The organism is Rhodanobacter sp. G2-10, from assembly GCF_055809185.1.
This window is the reverse complement of record NZ_CM147900.1, coordinates 2885105-2903174: the sequence shown is the minus strand read 5'-3', so window position 1 is coordinate 2903174 and position 18070 is coordinate 2885105. Positions and strand designations below refer to the sequence as shown.

12 protein-coding genes and 1 pseudogene are annotated in these 18070 nt (G+C 59.0%); 8 read left to right on the top strand and 5 right to left on the bottom strand.

Features of this window, described 5'->3' with window-relative positions:
• Positions 1-32: 32 nt before the first annotated feature.
• The gene (locus AC0L58_RS13205) at positions 33-1808 is read right to left on the bottom strand and encodes an autotransporter assembly complex protein TamA (RefSeq protein ID WP_473684120.1); all 1776 of its coding nucleotides are present in this window, start codon (positions 1806-1808) and stop codon (positions 33-35) included.
• Positions 1809-1962: 154 nt separating this feature from the next.
• Positions 1963-4563 (bottom strand): glycosyltransferase family 2 protein, encoded by a 2601-nt coding sequence (locus AC0L58_RS13200; RefSeq protein ID WP_473684118.1) that lies wholly within the window; start codon positions 4561-4563, stop codon positions 1963-1965.
• A 563-nt stretch (positions 4564-5126) separates the two neighbouring features.
• On the opposite strand from AC0L58_RS13200, the gene AC0L58_RS13195 reads away from it, so the two are divergent.
• From AC0L58_RS13195 to AC0L58_RS13185, 3 genes are all read left to right on the top strand, one after another.
• Entirely contained in the window at positions 5127-6401 is a 1275-nt protein-coding gene (locus AC0L58_RS13195) for an HlyD family secretion protein (protein ID WP_473684116.1), read from the top strand.
• Positions 6398-8590: a peptidase domain-containing ABC transporter gene (locus tag AC0L58_RS13190; protein ID WP_473684114.1), complete on the top strand. Its 2193-nt coding sequence runs from the start codon at positions 6398-6400 to the stop codon at positions 8588-8590. The genes AC0L58_RS13195 and AC0L58_RS13190 overlap by 4 nt, the downstream gene beginning before the upstream one ends.
• Positions 8591-9467: 877 nt before the next feature.
• Positions 9468-10742, top strand: coding sequence for an aspartyl protease family protein (locus AC0L58_RS13185; protein WP_473684112.1), 1275 nt, complete (start codon positions 9468-9470; stop codon positions 10740-10742).
• Between the two features lie 450 nt (positions 10743-11192).
• Here AC0L58_RS13185 and AC0L58_RS13180 read toward each other — a convergent pair whose 3' ends face one another.
• The 3 genes and pseudogenes from AC0L58_RS13180 to AC0L58_RS13170 all read right to left on the bottom strand — a co-directional run bounded on the left by AC0L58_RS13180 (position 11193) and on the right by AC0L58_RS13170 (position 13786).
• The gene (locus AC0L58_RS13180; RefSeq protein WP_473684110.1) at positions 11193-12131 is read right to left on the bottom strand and encodes an IS110 family RNA-guided transposase; all 939 of its coding nucleotides are present in this window, start codon (positions 12129-12131) and stop codon (positions 11193-11195) included.
• 9 nt (positions 12132-12140) lie between these two features.
• Positions 12141-13277, bottom strand: a pseudogene (locus AC0L58_RS13175) (IS3 family transposase).
• Between the two features lie 218 nt (positions 13278-13495).
• Complete coding sequence (locus AC0L58_RS13170) at positions 13496-13786, bottom strand: hypothetical protein (protein WP_473684108.1); 291 nt, start codon at positions 13784-13786, stop codon at positions 13496-13498.
• Between the two features lie 266 nt (positions 13787-14052).
• On the opposite strand from AC0L58_RS13170, the gene AC0L58_RS13165 reads away from it, so the two are divergent.
• From AC0L58_RS13165 to AC0L58_RS13145, 5 genes are all read left to right on the top strand, one after another.
• The gene (locus tag AC0L58_RS13165) at positions 14053-14619 is read left to right on the top strand and encodes a hypothetical protein (protein WP_473684106.1); all 567 of its coding nucleotides are present in this window, start codon (positions 14053-14055) and stop codon (positions 14617-14619) included.
• A gap of 49 nt (positions 14620-14668) precedes the next feature.
• Entirely contained in the window at positions 14669-15157 is a 489-nt protein-coding gene (locus AC0L58_RS13160) for a transposase (protein ID WP_473684104.1), read from the top strand.
• Positions 15158-15177: 20 nt separating this feature from the next.
• Positions 15178-15612, top strand: coding sequence for a hypothetical protein (locus tag AC0L58_RS13155; RefSeq protein WP_473684102.1), 435 nt, complete (start codon positions 15178-15180; stop codon positions 15610-15612).
• Positions 15613-16097: 485 nt separating this feature from the next.
• Complete coding sequence (gene ltrA / locus AC0L58_RS13150) at positions 16098-17345, top strand: group II intron reverse transcriptase/maturase (RefSeq protein WP_473683945.1); 1248 nt, start codon at positions 16098-16100, stop codon at positions 17343-17345.
• Between the two features lie 57 nt (positions 17346-17402).
• Positions 17403-18050, top strand: a complete 648-nt coding sequence (locus tag AC0L58_RS13145) for a transposase (protein ID WP_473684100.1) — start codon at positions 17403-17405, stop codon at positions 18048-18050.
• The last annotated feature ends 20 nt before the right edge of the window (positions 18051-18070 follow it).

The following is an 18070-nucleotide window of genomic DNA, read 5'->3' as shown; positions in this document are numbered from 1 at the left end:
CATGCCCATGCCGCCTTTCCCGAATCCCGAACCTACAAATCCGGCCCGATCACGAGGTGCAACTCGATGCCGTGTTTGCGCGAGTCGTGAATCGGTGTGCCGAAGTCGACGCGGATCAGACCCACCGGGGAGCGCCAGCGCACACCGAAACCTGCGCCGATCTTCGGCCGGTAGTCCTTGCCGGTGAAGGCGTTGCCGGTGTCCACGAAGGCCGCCATGCCCCAGTTGCGGGTGAAGTAGTGCTCCACCTCGGTGCTGAACACCAACAGGTTCTGCCCGCCGATCACCCGGTCGTAGCTGTTGCGCGGGCCGATCGACTGGTAGCCATAGCCACGCACCGAACGATCGCCGCCGGCGAAGAAGCGCAGTTGTGGCGGCAGTGCGGAGAAATTGTCGGTCCAGGTCGCGCCGAAACTGCCGCGCAGGATCAGACGATTGCGCTGCTTCGCGCCAAAGGCCCGGATCCACTTCGCATCCGCGGTGACCTGGCTGAAGTTGGCATCCGACAACAAGGTGCCAGCGGTGCTGCGCGCGGCCAGGTTGAGCGACCAGCCACGATGGACGAAGCTGAGATTGTCGGCCTGCTTGCGGCTCAGCGATGCCTCGGCGAAAACCTCGGTGCTGCGCCCGCGTTCGATGCCGGGCGTGTCGTTTGGCTCGTTGCCACGCTTGCCCACGGTAAAGGTACCGGACAAGGCGTGCAGGCCGATCGAACGGGTCCAGCCACGCCATTGGCGAGTCTCGTTGCCGACCAGCTCCAGCGTGCGCGATTGCGATGTGGTGGTGTCAGAGTCGCGGAAGTTGGCGCCGAAGTTGTAGCTGCGCTGATGCGGCCCCGGCATCGGGATGACGTACAGCGTCGACAGCGTCTTCAGGCGCTGCGCCACCACCAGCTCGTTCTTCCACTTGTGCCCGCGCCGGTTCGTCCAGCGGCGCTCGACGCCGCCGCGCACGCCGAAACCCGTGTCGGTGCCGATGAATGGCCCGCCGGTGTAGATCGTGCGCTTGGCGGGCGCCAGTTGCACGGTGACGTCGACCACGCCGTCTTTCGCCTCATCGACGTCCGGCAACACGTTGACCACGGCGAAGTAGTCGGCACCATTCAGTGCCTGCTGCAAGGCCAGCAGCTGATCCTGGGAGAAGTAGTCGCCGGACTTGAACGGTACATAGCGGTCGAGGAAGCCGGGATTGAACTGGGACCCCTCGAAATCCACCTTGCCATAGCGATAGCGCGGGCCGGTGTCCCAGGCCAGCTTGATCACGGCGCTATGGGTGCCGCGATTGACCTCGACCCGATGCGTCACCAGGCGGGCGTCGAGAAAGCCGTTGGCGGTGAGCTGCGCACTCAGGGCATCGCGTGCTTCGTCGTAGGCTGCATCGTTCTGCGTCCTGCCCTTGAGTCGCTCGATGGCGCGCCGCGCACGGCGGATCGGCGGGATGTCGCTGGCGGTCTTGTCCAGCTGCAGCTCGACCGCGGTGACTTTCACCGGTTCGCCTGGCTTCACATGCAAGGTGACCTGCCAATCGTCGCCCACCTGCTTGAGGTCGCCGCTTACGCTGGCGTCGTAATAACCGTAGGGTCGCAGGGCCAATCTGGCCTGGTCCGGCGCGCGTTGGTACAGGCGCGTGGCCTGGGCTGCCGTGACATCGCGCCTGGCGTACTGCGAGAGCTCCACACGGTCGATCACGGCGGCCTTCAGCGGATCGTCGATCCCGTCCACCTGCAGCGTCATGCCCGCGTGCGCCGGCCATGCCAGGGCCAGCAGCAGCGGCAGCAACAGACTCAAGTGTCGGGGCGGGCGGCACATGCGGAGGCGGGTCGTCCTTGGCTGGTGTGAAGCGGAGTGCCAGCTTACCTAACCGAGGGTTGACGGCGAATGAAGCTTTCTCGATCCCGCGACGTTGGTGCTGGCGCGCAGGGCTGATTCGCGGGTGCGGCCGAAGCCGCTCCCGCCCGTGATTTCAGCCCGCCTTGTCGCCCGCGCGGTGCGCGATCCAGGCGCCGGCCACGGCGGACAGGTAAGGGATCGACTGGGCCGCCAGGATGATCATCCACAGCGTGCCCTCGATGTAGCGCGTGCCGAAGGCCCCGGCCATGCCCGTAATGCACAGCGCCAGCGCGATCGCCATCAGCAGCTCCTCGCGCACCGGGGCGAACGCGGCGAAGTTGCTGCCGCCCAGGCGCCGGCTCTTCGCCGTGACCACGAACGAGGTCTTCTCTCGGGTCAGACCGTGCAGGATGCCGCGTGCGATTGCGTGCGACAGGCCCATGCTGGCCAACGACGCCATCAGCGTGTCGCGCCAGCCGCACGGCACGCGGGCGCGGTACAGCACGATGCCGAAGATCGCCTTGGCGAAGAAGAAGCCGATCACCGGGATCAGGAACAACTGCATCGGCAGACTGAAGTACTGCGGGAACGCCACCATGCCCGCGGTCCAGAACAGCGCCATCAAGGTGAAGATCAGGTGCAGCGCGTCGGCGAACCAGCTGAACCAGCCGGTGAGGAAGTGGAAACGCTGGCCGGCGCTTAGCGGGCCCTTCTTCGTCATCCAGCTCCAGCGACCCTTGAGGATCTGCATCGCGCCGAAAGCCCAGCGGTAACGCTGGCTCTTGTACGCCTTGAAGTCGGCCGGGGTCAGGCCCTTGCCCATCAGCTCGTCGACATAGACCAGGTCGTAACCGGCATGCATCAGGCGCAGGCCCAGCTCGGCATCCTCGCAGATCGTCCACTCCGACCAGCCGCCGGTGCCCTCCAGCGCGCTGCGCCGGACCATAGTCATGGTGCCGTGCTGGATGATTGCGTTGCGTTCGTTGCGGTGATGCATGCCGATGCGGAAGAAGCCGTCGTATTCCCAGGCGGTCATGCGGCGGAAGGTGTTGTGTTCAAACTCGCGATGCGCCTGCGGGCATTGCACCACCGCCACCTTGGGGTCGTGGAAATGCCCGGTGAGGGTGGACAGCCAATCGTGGCGGACCACGTAGTCGGCGTCGATCACCGCCACCACGTCGGCCTCGGGCGCGGTTTCCTTCAGGCCGAAATTCAGCGCGCCGGCCTTGTAGCCAGGCCACGGTTCAAGGTGGAAGAAGCGGAAACGCTTGCCCAGCTGCTCGCAGTATTCCTGCACCGGCTGCCACACCGCCGGGTCCTTGGTGTTGTTGTCGATCACCAGCACTTCGTAATTTTCGTAGTCGAGCGCGGCCAGCGAGTCGAGCGTGACTATGACCATCTCGGGCGGCTCGTTGTAGCAGGCCAGGTGGATCGACACGAACGGCTGCCGGTCCGGGTGATCCGGGCGCAGCATCCCGGCATGGCGCATCCACTTCGGGCGCCACAGCACCTCGGTGAACTCGAAGCCGTTGATCAGCAGGATCGCCAGGATCGCGATCTGCGCGGGGAACAGCAGCGTGAGCATGGTCCAGTCGACCCAGCTCAGGTAGAAATTGAACGGTAGCGTCGCCGCCCACACGATCAGGCCGCAGGCGAGCTGGATCAGCGCGCAGAAGAAGAACCGCCCGACCAGCTTGAAGCGGCTGAAGCGGCGTGCGAACAGGATCATCGGCAACAGCGCCAGCAGGCTGGCGGCCAGCGCTTTCCACGGCCAGGCGGTGTCCTCGGTCACCGGCCCGGTGAACGGAAACTTCAGCTGCCGGTCGGCATTGAAGATGCCCCAGTACGCGCCGGTGCGACCTTCACCCGTGGCTTCCTTCCAGGGCTGATCGAACGCCTCGAACAGGTAGTAGTCGATGTTCTGTGCCTTGGCCGCGTTGAGCCAGTCACGGTCGAAGATCGCCTCGTTGGACACCGAGGGATCAGCATATTCCCGGCGGTCGCCATTCGACGGCCAGCCGATTTCGCCGACCACGACATGCTTGCCGGGGAAGCGTTGTTGCACGTTGTGATACGCGCCAAGTGCCTGGCCGACCGCATCCTTGCGCACCACGCCGTTCCAGAACGGAAACAGATGGATAGTGATGAAGTCGACGTGGTCGGCCAGCTCAGGGTATTTGAGCCAGATGTAATCCGGCTCCGCTATCGACACCGGCTGATGCACGGCGGCACGCACCCGGTCGAGGTACGCAATCATCTGTTCGGGCGTGAGATCGTTGCGGAACAACACCTCATTGCCCACGATCACCCGGTCGATCGTCTGCGGAAAACGACGTGCCATCGCAATGAGCACCTCGATTTCCCGCTCATTGTTGGCCAGGCGCCGGTCAATTTCCGCCCCCGCCATCACTTTCAGGCCTTCCTTGTGGGCCAGCCGGTAGGTCTGCGGATTGACCTGCATCGAGTAGGTGCTGATGCGGTCGGTATATTTCGCGACCAGCTTGAGATCCCGGTCGACCTGATCGTCACTGGGGAAATCCTGTTTGGTCGGATCCTGGTAGCGCTGGAACGAGGAGAACGCCAACCCCCCGATCTTCCCGTGCCAGTCATCCGGCCCGTGCGGATAGTTGCCACCCCACCACAGCGCAATATTCAGTGCCGCCGCGACCAGCGCGAGCACGATCGCGCTGAGCAGGGGAAACCGGCTGTTGTGATTGGCTGCGCTGGTGCTCAAAAAAATTCCTGACGAAGCCTGCACGACAGGCGGCTTAGCCGCAGAAGCTTACTGAATGTGCGGCTGGGGGCCAATGATGGAGCGCAGAGGCGGTCAGCGGGAGGTCATGACGGGGGGGCTGCCCAGAGATGACTGGCGTCGATGCCATGGAGGCCCAAGGTCTGAGACACCCAGCGACTCAGGGCATGCCTATGCTGCCTCCGTACCCAGGGGGCTGCCATTGGCGTGAAAGCAACCCCGCCGCCGAGAATGCGACCGTTCGGTGCGCAAAGTGGGCATTTCCAGACGGGTAGGAAACGAAAGTTCTCACGAAAGAGTGCGAGATCCCTCTGACGAGCAAACAGAAGCATTTCTACTACTTCGGCCGGAACTACTTGATTCCACGCCATCTTGCCGAACCGCCGTGTGATTGGTGAGCGTGCGCACGTTTTTGCGATCAACGCGAGCTAGGAAAATCTCCTATTGCCGTACTGCGTCGAGGTCTGAAATATAGAAAGGGAGCTGCAGAAAGCGCTGACCAGCAGGCATTTTCGCTCTGAATCAAATTATGGGGAAGTCGGGTTTTGTCACAGGGATTGTTTCGACAAGAAGTCATCGATGCGAAGCGCGGCGAGTGGCTGGGCGCAATTAATCTTGCGACCCCGCTGTCATTCACTTGGTGGTCTTTGCTGGCAGTGGCGATGGCTACTGCCATTGTACTGCTGTTAATTTTCGGCAAATACACCCGCCGCGAACAAGTCACCGGCCAGCTGTTGCCGAGCGAAGGATTGCTCACGCTATCGGCACAAACGACCGGCACCGTGACACAAAATTTGGTACACGAAGGCCAATCTGTCGCGTCCAAGCAGCCGCTGGTCGAAGTCTCCAGTGAGCTCAATACCAGCATGGGCGAAACCCATGAATTGGTTAACGCAAAACTACGAGCGCAGGCAGCGCAGGCCCGCATAGCCCTCGCGAGCGTGCAACCTCAAGCCGATGCCCAGACCAAAGACTTGCGGAATCGTGTTCGTATGTTTCGCGCGCAGCTCAGTCAAATCAAAGGTCAATTGGCGCTGCAGCGCCAACAGGCCGATACCGCTGCGAATTTGTTGCAAAAAATCCTGCCTCTGAAAGCGCGCGGCCAGATCTCCATGGTTCAGTTCGACCAGTATCAGGCGACCGCTCTATCTGAAGAAAGTCAGGTCGCCACTATTGTAAACAAGCGGCTCACTGTCCAGCAGCAGTTAAGTGGTTTGAGGGCACAACTGAAACAATTGCCGCTCACCACGGCATCCCGGGCCAGCCAATTGCGCGGACAAATCGCTCAGTTGGATGCTCAGATTGCGGAGAACGCGGCCGCGCGCGGAACATTGCTGCGAGCGCCACAGGCAGGCACCGTCACGGCATTGCTGGTAAAGCAGGGTCAGAGCGTGACCGCGGGTCAACAGCTACTCTCGATCCTTCCGCAAGGTTCCAAACTTGAAGCGCAACTGTTGGTACCCAGCAGCGCGGTCGGATTCATTGATCCCGGCAATCGTGTGGTGCTTCGTTATGAGGCGTATTCGTATCAAAAATTTGGTCAACAATACGGTAAGGTCGTACAAGTTTCGCGCAGCGCGCTTACTGCTACAGAAGCCACATTACTGTTGGGGCATAGCGCGACGGTCCCACTGTACCGTGTATTGGTCGCACTCGACCACCAGACGATTGACGCGTACGGCGAAGCAAAAGCGCTGAAGCCTGGCATGGCGCTGAGCGCAGACATCTTGCTTGATCGCAGGAGTCTGTGGGAGTGGGTATTTGAGCCGCTGTACGGGTTGCGCCAGCAGCTCTCGGTCCACGCGGAGCCGCGCAGTTGAAGGGAAAGCCAGCCAACGACGGCAGAAGTCCGTTCGACGGCGTGCAATGGGGCTGGCGGCGCCGGTTGCCCATGGTGCTGCAAACCGAAGCAGCTGAATGCGGACTCGCATGCCTTGGGATGATCGCGGGCTACCATGGTCATGATGTTGATCTTCCGTCGCTGCGCCGCAGGCATTCGGGCTCGCTGAAAGGCACGAACTTAGCGCAGGTGACGGAACTGGCGGTTCAACTTGGCTTCGATACTCGCGCATTGCGATTGGAATTGGACGAGCTGACGCAGCTAAAAGCGCCCTGCATCTTGCACTGGGGCTTGAACCACTTCGTGGTGCTCAAACATGCTGGTACACGCAGTGCAACCATCCACGACCCGGCACGCGGTGCGCGAAAACTCACCAACGCGGAACTCTCAAAATATTTCACTGGAGTCGCGCTAGAGTGTACACCCAGAGCCGATTTCCGACCCATCAAAACGCGCCAATCAATCTCGCTGCGCGCACTGGCAGGCAAGGTCAAGGGTTTGCCGGGCGCGTTGACTCAGATTTTCGCACTGGCTTTGGGATTGGAAGTATTTGCTTTGGCCGGACCGTTCTATCTGCAATGGATATTAGATCAAGTATTGGTCTCATCCGACAAGAACCTGCTGACTCTGCTCGGCATTGGATTTATAGTTTTGTCAGTGCTCCAAGTACTTATTTCATCTATCCGAAGTTGGACGGTAACCTGGTTCGGAACCGTGCTGAATTTGCAGTGGACCAATAATCTGTTCAGTCATATGTTGCGGCTGCCGTTGGACTGGTACGAGAAGCGTCACGTCGGCGACATAGTCTCGCGTTTCGGTTCACTGGGCGCCATCCAATCCACGGTCACGACGCAGTTCATCGGTTCGATTCTTGATGGATTGATGTCAACGGTGACCTTGGTCGTGCTGTTCTTATATTCAGTACCATTGACCTTCCTTGTACTCGGATTGTTTGTGACATATCTGGCCCTACGCTTGGCATTTTTCAGGCCGTTCTATCGTCTTTCAGAAGAGCAAATTGTCTATTCGGCACGGCAACAGACTGAAATGTTGGAAGCGATTCGGGGTGCATTGTCGATTAAACTCGGAAACAAGCAGTCCCAGCGCGCAGCCCGCTATGCCAATACCATGGTGGAGACAACGAACCGTGGAATCGCGACCCAAAAGTTGGGTATTTTGTTCAAATCTCTCAATCAAACGTTATTTGGCGTTGGCAACGTGGTATTAGTCTGGATCGCAGCCACCTTGGTGCTGAGCGGTCGATTTACTGCGGGCATGCTCATCGCGTATACGGCCTACGCGGCGCAATTCACTTCCCGGGCGGGAAGCCTCGTGGACTATGCGATGCAACTGAGGATGCTCCGCTTGCATGTCGAGCGAGTGTCCGATATCGCGCTGGCTGGCCCGGAGGCTGCCGTTGAAACCACATGGATTGAAGAAACACTGCAACCTTTCGTCGAGGTATGCAACGTCAGCTTCCGCTACGCCGAGAGTGAACCGTGGATTCTTCGTAATTTTTCGCTTCGAGTTGAACCCGGCGCCTCCCTAGCTCTCGTTGGGCCGTCTGGCTGCGGCAAAACAACACTAGTGAAAGTCATGTTGGGCTTATTGATGCCGCAGGAAGGAAGCGTTCGTTATGGTGGCGTCGACATCCGCAAACTCGGTCTTGGCCGCTACCGCAGCCACATCGGCACAGTAATGCAGGACGATCAAATGTTCGCTGGGTCCATTGCCGACAATATCTGCTTCTTCGAGCTCGATGCAGACCAAGCGCGTGTCCAGGAGGCTGCTGTACTAGCCGGCGTCCACGAAGACATTATTCGGATGCCAATGGGCTACGAATCGCTCGTCGGGGACATGGGATCAACCCTCTCCGGTGGCCAGCAACAGCGCGTAATTCTTGCGCGTGCGCTATATCGGAAGCCAGCTTTACTTGTGCTTGATGAGGCCACCAGCCACCTCGATATCGAACGTGAGCGCCAAATCAATGACGCAATCAGCCGCATGAAAGTGACACGAGTAGTAATCGCGCATCGGCCGGAAACGATCGATAGCGCGCAGTACGTCCTGAATATATTAGATGGTGAGCTGAAAGAGCTTAGTCCGAAATCTGTGAAAATGACGGCTGACTCAGCTGTTACCAGCGGAAAGGTAGAAATGATAAAATGACGTCAACGATAAGTACTGACACGAATGCCGAATACGACTACCGTCCGTCGCATGATGGCATCGCTGTAGTCACGGTATTCCCGCCAAAGAGAGGCTAACTGTGACGGTCGAATGATAAGTAATGCGGTGCTGAGAAGCACTGAACTTTTATTAGAACGCTTGAGCATGTTGCGGAACCGTGTCGAAAAACGAGTACCGAAGAAGCGGCGGGGTTGCGTAAGTTGACAAGTTTGCCGAGTATATATCTTATGGGGTAATTTGGCGAAATTGCCAAGTGTATAAAGTAAGTGTGGCAATATAAATGTCCTGAACCGTTTTAGGCTGGCGCTGGAACAGCCACATATTTCCAGCATTTAAATTACGAGGTAACGGAGATGCGCGAACTACTAGTGACAGAACTTGAGTCCGTTTCTGGCGGTAGCTTCTGGGGCGATGTTTGGAATACAATAAAGCAAATTTTTGGAAATGATTCAAAAGGACCCACTGACCCGTGCCCACCCGGCATGAACTTCACATTTACTAGTGGAGGAAGTAGCTTCGAAGTCAGCGGCAGCGGCGTGGGTCCTGAGGGCGTAGTCAATTTCGATATAAAGCAGAACGGGTCTGATCAGAAAACGCACTATTCGTGCACCGTGCCAACGTCGGGATCTGGCCCAGCACATGGCTCCAGTTCGATTCAACAGTAACGCTGCCTAGAGCTCTTCACGGCTGGTCTTGTGTGATGTGACAAGGCCAGCCTTTCAAGTTCATTTGTTGCGTAGGTTCCGATTTCGGGAGGCCTGGGGTTTTGCAAAGGATAGTTTCAAAGTCAGCACTGGTATTGGTCGCTCTGTTCTCGATATCATATTGCAAATACTCGACATTAAACCAAAATGATTTGTCGCAAGACGAAGGCGGCAAGATCAGGATCGCGATGCTTTCTGGTGACGTTTCATTGCTACCTGCTTGCGAAAAAACATCTTGCTTGCATGGCAAAAGAGACCTGTTCATCGCCGCCGCAATGCGTATTGAGGGCAATCTCGCCGCGTCGACGGATTTGGCCACGAGGTGCCTCGCGTTGTCTAGAGCTCGGATGGTCATTCATTACACGTGCGCCCGCATCTTGAATATGGATGCAAAGGATAAAGATGGGTTATACGGCGATTGGTCGACCATTGACAAGCTGGCGGATGCTGTTGAGCCATTGTACCGCAATCATGTTTTCGGGAAAGAAGAAGATTACTCGTCCAGCTATTTGAATGTAAGGAGGAGGCGATTACGTTCGCTGAAAATCCCGCCTGAAAGTACCGTCCACATCTCGTCTGCAGCGTCAGTCCCGCTTGTCGGCCATTTGCGAAGTTCAGTGTTTGTCGATAAAGAGTCCCGGGTGTCGAAGGTCGCGCAGTACTTATACCCATCGGTTCCTGTATTGGTCAATGGTGTTCCGTTGATATTGCAGGTCGATACAGGATCCCAAACAACAACTTTGACGGCTTCCGCGGCGCGCAGGGCCGGCGTGAAGTCGGTTGAAGGTCTTCGTGAAAACACACAGTCCCTGACGGGGAAGGTTATGGTGGTCCGCCCTGGAATTGCTCGCACGCTTAAGTTCGCGAACGTGCTAATCGCAAATAAATCAGTTCAAATTGTTCCCGACAGCTCGGGGAAGTCGGCTGATTTGGGAGATGGAACCTTGGGGCTAGATGCGATTCGTAAACTCAATTCCTTCGAGATTACCAAAAACTCGCTTGTTGTTGGGAGTCATCCGCCGCCTGGCTGTAATGGAGATTTGGGGATTTCTTCAGACATTAATTCTGGTGGCGTTTTGGGACTTGTGTTGCTACATTCGACGTTCAACCATATTCCGGTTGTAGCCCTGCTCGATACAGGTAACGCGATTGCCGGAGTGATTCCCACAGCTCAACTGGGGCCGCATCATGGAATAGAAGTAAAGGATCGTCATCTTTTGAATGTCGTGGCTCTTGGAAGGTATTCCACGGTGGCGTCTGGTTATGTGGATGGTACGTTTGGGGTGTTGGGAAGCAAGTACAAAGGAAAGATGGAGATTGCCGCGAGCTTTCCAGGGACGCCGATAGATTTTGACATCGGCATGCCGGTGTTCGGGGGAGAGCCGATTTTTGTTGATCTCGACAGGATGAAAATCTGTCGGGGCTGAAATCGGATTGACTGTTTTGCCGCCCGTCTGAGCAGGCACATGTTTTTTGATGTCCGCTTGTCACGGAAGTCCGGAAAACAGGGGTCATCATTTCGCCGCCTGAGTCAATAGGCACGCACTTGCTCTTCCCCGGCGCTGCCGAAGAGGATATGCCCGTCTTGTCGTTGACCACCAGCCGTTGTGTTTCAGCCGGCGCCAAGATCGCGCCAGTCACCGTTCTGGTTAAGTCCGCGCTGACGGCCCTTGTTGCTTGCCAAACACTCGTCGGTCATCGCGGATCCCGTCCAGGTGCACGGCGTGCGTGGCACAGAATCACGGGCTCAAGGCCCACCCCTTGATGGCTCGGTCCGCGTGCGGTCTTGCGTACAACACGGGTGCCGACGGTCGCGACCTTTCAGAGTGACTGGCTCAGAGCCAAACCCCGGTTCCGGCCTGCGACCGTCAGCGTGATCAGCCGAAGGCACGTTGGAGATCGAACGTCGTGCCGTCGTGCAGCATGTGATAACAGGCGCGAGCCAGCTTGTGTGCCACGGCCTTGATGGCGACGACGCGGTGCTTGCGTGCGCGCTTGCGCTCGTACCAGCGTCGGATGGACGGGTCGTAGCGCACCGCATAGTTGGCCGCCTCCATGTACGCCCAGCACAGGTAGCGGTTGCCGCACTTGCGGTTGCCGTGTCCCTTGCGCTTGCCGTTACTCAGACGCACGCTTTCGACCATGCGGCAGTACGAGGCGTGGTCGCCGACCGAGGCGAAGCGCTCGATCGTGCCGCTCTCGAGCAGGATCGTCATGCCCAGAATGGAGCCGATGCCGGGCACGCTCTGCAGCCGTACCAGCAGATCCGGTCGCGCCAGATCCTTGCGGATCCAGCGCTCCAACGCGGTGATCTGTTCATGCAAGGTCAGCCACAACTTGAACTGGATCAGCACGCCGTAGCGCTTAGAAAGCTCTGGAAACAGGTCGATCAGCTGCGACGGCGACAGCTGTCGTAGCTGGTTGACCGACAGCTGTCTGCCGGTGCTGCGGCTGAAGCTGGACTGGATCGACAACGTCAATCGCACCGCCTGCCGTACCAGGCTGAAGCGACGACGCAGCAAGTCGCGCGTGCCGCGCTGCTCGCGCGGGTAGATATAGCCTTCCGGCAACAAGCCGAGCCGCATGAGCTGGGCCAGATGCAAGGCGTCGCTATCGTCGTCGCCGTGCTTGAGGCCGTCGTACTGGGGGATCGCCGTGGTGTTGACCAGATGCACGGCATAGCCGTGATCCATCAGGCCATCGACCAGCCAGTACCAGTTGTAGGTGGATTCCACCGCCACGCCGACCAGTTCCTCCCGGTAGGGTGCAAGGTCGCTCAGCAGACGCGCCTGAATCGCCCCGGCTTCTGTAGACACCCCGAAGCCTCAAACTGATTGTCGCTTTTCGAACTCTACCGGAGGCAGCCCGTCGTTGTGGCCGTGCTGCCTGCGGACGTTGTAGAACATCTCGATGTAGTGGAAGACATCGGATCTCGGCCTCATCGCGGGTGGTGTAGATCCGGCGCCGGATGCGTTCGCGCTTGAGCAGCTGGAAGAAGCTCTCGGCGACGGCGTTGTCATGACAGTTGCCACGCCGGCTCATGCTGCTGACCAAGCCATGGGCCTTGAGGAAGTCCTGGCAGTCGTGGCCGGTAAACTGGGTTCCCTGATCGGAGTGCACGAGCAAGCCGGCCGGTGGCTTGCGCCGCCATACCGCCATCATCAACGCCTGCAACACCAGGTCGGTGTGCATCGTCGATCCCATGGCCCAGCCCACGATCTTGCGCGAGTACAAGTCCATCACCGCCGCCAGGTACAACCAACCTTCGTGCGTGCGGATATAGGTGATGTCGGTGACCCAAGCGCGATTGGCCGCGACAGGGTTGAACTGCCGCGCCAGGTGGTTGTCGGCCACTACGGCCGACTTGCCCCCGCGCATGCCCGGGCGGCGGCGATAGCCGACCTGTGCCCGCAGACCTTCCCCGCGCATCAGCCGGGCGACCCGATGCTTGCCGCAGCGCTCACCCAGATCACGCAGGTCCCGGGTGATCTTGCGGTAGCCATAGACGCCGCCGCTCTCCAGCCAGGACTGCTTGATCAGTCCGAGTACGCGTCGATCGTCCCGAGCCCGTGTTGATAGCGGCGCACGGCGCCATGCGTAGTACCCGCTGGGGTGCACGCCCAGCACCCGGCACATGCTGCGCACCCGGAACTCCCGCTCATGGTGGCGCATAAAGGCGTACCTCACCCGGACTGCTTGGCAAAGTACGCCGCGGCTTTTTTTAGAATGTCGCGCTCCTCCGTCACCCTGCGAAGCTCCGACTTGAGGCGGCGAAGCTCCTCCGCCTCGCCCGCCGCTGTCCCCTGCACGGGACCCGACTTGCCGCACTGCTTGCGCCATCCGTAGAGACTGTGGATCGACACCCCCAGCCGGCCGGCAACATCGGCGACCGAATGGCCGCGGTCCGTCACTTGCTTGACCGCCTCAATCTTGAACTCTTCCGTGTACCGCTTGCTGCTCATAGACACTCCTGCTGCTGCCGTGGATTATGACTGCAAGGTGTCTACGAAACACGGGGCGATTCACTGGTTCGGTGTGATGAAGAAGTTGTCTTCCCAGTTTGCAATGCGCGAAAGGTTTTGCAATCCCGGATTGTTGCGAAAATTTCCTATGGACGCGGAGAGACAGGGTTTGAAATCATGAGTGGATGACGTGCGGCGAACGAGTTTCGTTGGGCACTTCAATGCCTAATCGATGCAAAGGGAATTGAAAAATTGTCACAGGGATTGTTTCGACAGGAAGTCATCGAGGTCAAGCGCGGCGAATGGTTGGACTCGATCATCGTGGCCTTACCGTTGTCGCGCTGGTTGCTCACCGCCTTGGCGTTGACGTTGGCTTCAGCCATCTTGCTGTTTCTGTTCTTCGGGCATGACACCCGCCGCGAAATGCCGCCGGACAACTGGCGCCTAGCACCGGCGCGCTCAATATCGCCGCGCCCAGTGTCGGTACGATCACCCAGTTGCATATCCACGACGGTCAACAGGTAGACGCCGGTATCGAAACTTGGATGATCCTCGCTTGCGGAGAGATAAATTACCCCTGCCCAAAATCATATACGTCAGAACTTCACTCAGCGCACTCCAGGATGAATCTGGCAGCGTACCTGCAAATAAACTTGATACAGACGCCATAATGATGGTCAGATACATATTCAGATCGTTTACCTTCTTTGCCCTCGCAATTTGCGTCCTTGGCGCTGGGGGGACAGAGTCAAATGGGCGCGTCAGGAACGAGCAGGTGAAACCCATCATGGGCGATCTCTATGGTGTAATGCATACGTTCGTAGCCTGGGATGTTGCTGGTCTCGCTGCATACAAGAAAAATCACAATGAAATGATTTCGGACCTGGCAAGGGCGGCTACGTTCCGCCTGCAAGGGAGTAAAAACCAAGCCATCTCTTCGGTGAACAAGTGTATTAGTAATCGCGTGGACCGTGGTGTCGACGCCTATCTTCACGCGGTGTGTTTATGGGTACTCGCTGGTATGGAGCGCGAAAACGGCAACCATCAACAATTTTATCTAAGGCACAAGGAGGGATGCGACTATGTGCGCTTGCATGAAGGAATTATTGCCGGAGACTTGACTGATGAGGCAACGGGGTACCCGAACACTGCCGGGAGTCTGGTCGGTGCATGTCGGGAACTTGGATATTTTTCAACAGAACTGTATTTCCCGAAGACGTCTTATCATTTGAAACAGGATTGGTCTTCTTTCGGTGTAACTGACGGTTACTTAGAGCTCTACATCGATGGCAAGAAGGTCGATTTCCTTGTGGATACGGGTGATCCCCCTCTGTCACGATAGTTGTCCGCTCTTTTGATACCTGCCCTGAGGGGGCGAGAGGAGCACAACCATGACCCGTTACAGCGCCGAGTTCAAAGAGCAGATGGTCCGCAAGATGATGCCACCGAACAACCAGAGCGTCGCCAGCATCCACCGGGAGACCGGCATCTCCAACCCGAGCCTGTACGCTTGGAAACGTCATTTCCAGGAAAAAGGATACGTCGTGCCTGCCAAGACTTCCCCGCCCGACGGTTGGGACAACAGAGCCAAATTGGCCGCCGTGATCGAGACGGCCCTGATGAACGAGGCCGAGCGTTCGACCTACTGCCGCGAGCGGGGTTTGTACGTAGAGCAGCTCGATAGGTGGAAGTCAGCCTTCGAGCAACCGGGCGGCGCCGGCACGGTCGTCAGCCCGGCGATGTTGGCCGCAGAGCGCAAGAAGACACGTGCGCTGGAAAAGGAGCTTCATCGCAAGAACAAGGCGCTGGCGGAGGCGGCCGCGTTGCTGACGTTGTCAAAAAAAGCCCAGGCCATCTGGGGCACCGACGAGGACGCTTGATTCCCGAGTCGATGAAACAGATGGCCATCGTATTGATTGATGAGGCGTTCGGCGCCGGAGCGCGTCAATGCAAGGCGTGTGAGGTGCTCGGCCTCACCAGCCGTACGCTGCGTCGATGGCGGCGTGCCGACAGCCTGCAAGACCGGCGCAAGGGGGCACCGCGCACCTGTCCACACGCGTTGACCGACGAGGAGAAGCAAACCATCGTGACGACCTGCAACCTGCCGCAATACCAGAGTTTGCCGCCGGGCCAGATCGTTCCGCGCCTTGCCGACGAGGGTATCTGGCAGGGCTCGGAGTCCAGCTTCTACCGGGTGCTTGCCGAGTACGATCAGTGCCACCGACGGGGCCGCGCCAAGGCGCCGCGCAACGTCGCCAAGCCCAAGGCGTTGGCGGCAGAGATAGCCAATCAGGTGTGGTCGTGGGACATCAGTGTGCCGCAGCAAGCGGCGTGAGAGATGAGGGTAGGTCCCTCGCCATCGGCTTGCAGGAGCAGGTGGCAAACCACCGCAAGCGGCTTGGATCAAAAGTCCCGGTCGTGAGCGTTGCGGAAAAGGCGTCCGTGAGGCGTCAGGTATGAACCCGAAAGACGAACAACCGTGAACAGCCGTTCAAGCGTCGAAAGTGATCAGATGACATCGAAACCGGGGAGTGATGTTGCTCCGGGATCAGTCTGGCAGGTGCCTGCTTATGGGCCAGGCGGTGTCCGGCGTAGAGGCTGCGTGAGTCGGGTTCAGGCTCTTGCGTTGAACTGCGGGAACCTTCGGTGGCGATGGCAAGGGAAAGGCACAAGCCCGCAAGGCGAGGCCGATAGTACCGATGCGTCACCAAGGGGCGGAGCGGTCCGTAGTAGTGATGAAGTCGCGGTAATCGCGATGGAGCGAAGGGGCCGCGTCATCCGCGCACGTTCATGGGTCAACTGCGTGAGCAGGAGGAGCCCATGGGCGTGAGCAAGCCGTTTGCGATTCCCAAGCAGTTGGTCTGGGAAGCGTACAAGCGTGTGAAAGCCAATGGCGGTTCATCCGGGGTCGATCAGGAATCGATCGAACGGTTCGAACAGCGTCTCGGCAACAACCTGTACGTGCTTTGGAACCGGCTCTGCTCCGGCAGCTATTTCCCGCCGCCGGTAAAGGGCGTGGCGATTCCGAAGAAGTCAGGCGGTATGCGGATGCTCGGCGTGCCCACCGTGGCCGACCGGGTGGCGCAGACCGTGGTCAAGATGGTCTTGGAACCGGTGCTTGAGCCCGTGTTCCATCCCGACTCGTACGGCTACCGACCCGGGCGCTCGGCGCTCGATGCGGTGGCCCGTGTACGGCGTCGGTGCTGGGATTACGACTGGGTGATCGAGTTCGACATCAAGGGATTGTTCGACAATATTGACCATGCATTGCTGATGCGGGCGGTGCGTAAGCATTGCCGGATTCCATGGGTACTGCTGTACATCGAGCGTTGGCTCACGGTACCGATGGTGATGGCGGACGGACGGCAGGTGGAACGGACGCAGGGTACCCCGCAAGGGGGTGTCGTGAGCCCACTGCTGGCCAACCTGTTCTTGCATTACGCGTTTGACCGCTGGGTGGCCGAGCATCTGCGCAGTGTGCGGTTTTGCCGCTACGCCGATGACGGGGTCATCCACTGCCAGAGCCAGGCGCAGGCAGAGTATGTCCTGCGTCGGATCGCCGCGCGGTTCAAGGCCTGTGGGTTGGAGCTGCATCCGGACAAGACACGGATCGTCTACTGCCGCGACGTCAACCGTCCAGCGGACTACCCGGTCGTGAAGTTCACGTTCCTCGGCTACACCTTCCAGCCGCGCAAGGCGGTGGACAAGTACGGCCGAATTTATGTGAACTTCTCGCCTGCGGTCAGCCGTGACGCGTTGCGCGCCATGCGGCAGACCATCCGAAGCTGGCACCTTCAGCTCATGTGCGACCGTGAGGTGGGCGATCTGTCCCGCATGTTCAATCCAATCCTTCGGGGCTGGATGAACTACTACGGGCGGTTCCGCGGTTCTGCGATGGACGTCGTGTGGAAGCACGTGAACGCCTACTTGACCCGGTGGCTGAGGCGCAAGTACAAGAAGCTGGCCCGTCATAAAACGCGGGCCATTCGTGCACTTGGCAAGTTGGCAGTCGCCTCGCCCCGTGCCTTCGTGCATTGGGAGAAGGGAATCTATCCTGCGGCTGGATGATGGGAGCCGGATGACGCGAGAGTGTCACGTCCGGTTCTGCGAGAGGCTGGGGCTGCAATGCCCCGGCCTACTCACCCCTACCTGCCTACCGCTGTACGTGGCCAGTTCTACCGGCTGTACATGGTGCTGGATATCTACAGCCGGAAAATCGTCGGCTGGGAAATCCACGGCGAAGAGCTGGCCAGCCACGCCGCCGTGCTCATCGACAAGACCTGCCGGCGCGAGCGCATCGCCAAGAATCAGCTGGTACTGCACGCCGACAACGGCGGTCCGATGAAAGGCGCCACCATGCTGGCCACCCTGCAGAAACTGGGCGTGGTGTCGTCTTTCAGTCGACCCTCCGTCAGTGACGACAACCCGTACTCCGAGGCCATGTTCCGCACCCTGAAATACATCCCGGCATGGCCAAAGCAGCCCTTCCAAAGCCTGGATGAAGCGCGCCAATGGGTGCAGACCTTCGTCACCTGGTACAACACCGAGCACCGCCACAGCGGCATCCGCTTCGTGACCCCGCAGCAGCGCCATCAAGGCCTCGACAAGACTATCCTCACCGCACGCACCAGCGTCTACGAGCAAGCCAAGGCCAAACATCCGAACCGCTGGCGCGGTCGAGCCGTGCGCAACTGGACACCTGTCGGAACCGTGCTGCTCAACCCGGATCGAGAGTCACCTACCGCAGCCGAACCTGACCGTCTGGCTGCATGATTGAGCGGACAACTTCGTTG

What these genes read in the sequence shown, in the direction of transcription:
- ltrA (WP_473683945.1), top strand. Translation starts at nt 16,098, where the DNA reads ATGGGCGTGAGCAAGCCGTTTGCGATTCCCAAGCAGTTGGTCTGGGAA.
- AC0L58_RS13205 (WP_473684120.1), bottom strand. Translation starts at nt 1,808, where the DNA reads ATGTGCCGCCCGCCCCGACACTTGAGTCTGTTGCTGCCGCTGCTGCTG.
- AC0L58_RS13155 (WP_473684102.1), top strand. Translation starts at nt 15,178, where the DNA reads ATGGCCATCGTATTGATTGATGAGGCGTTCGGCGCCGGAGCGCGTCAA.
- AC0L58_RS13145 (WP_473684100.1), top strand. Translation starts at nt 17,403, where the DNA reads ATGCCCCGGCCTACTCACCCCTACCTGCCTACCGCTGTACGTGGCCAG.
- AC0L58_RS13160 (WP_473684104.1), top strand. Translation starts at nt 14,669, where the DNA reads ATGACCCGTTACAGCGCCGAGTTCAAAGAGCAGATGGTCCGCAAGATG.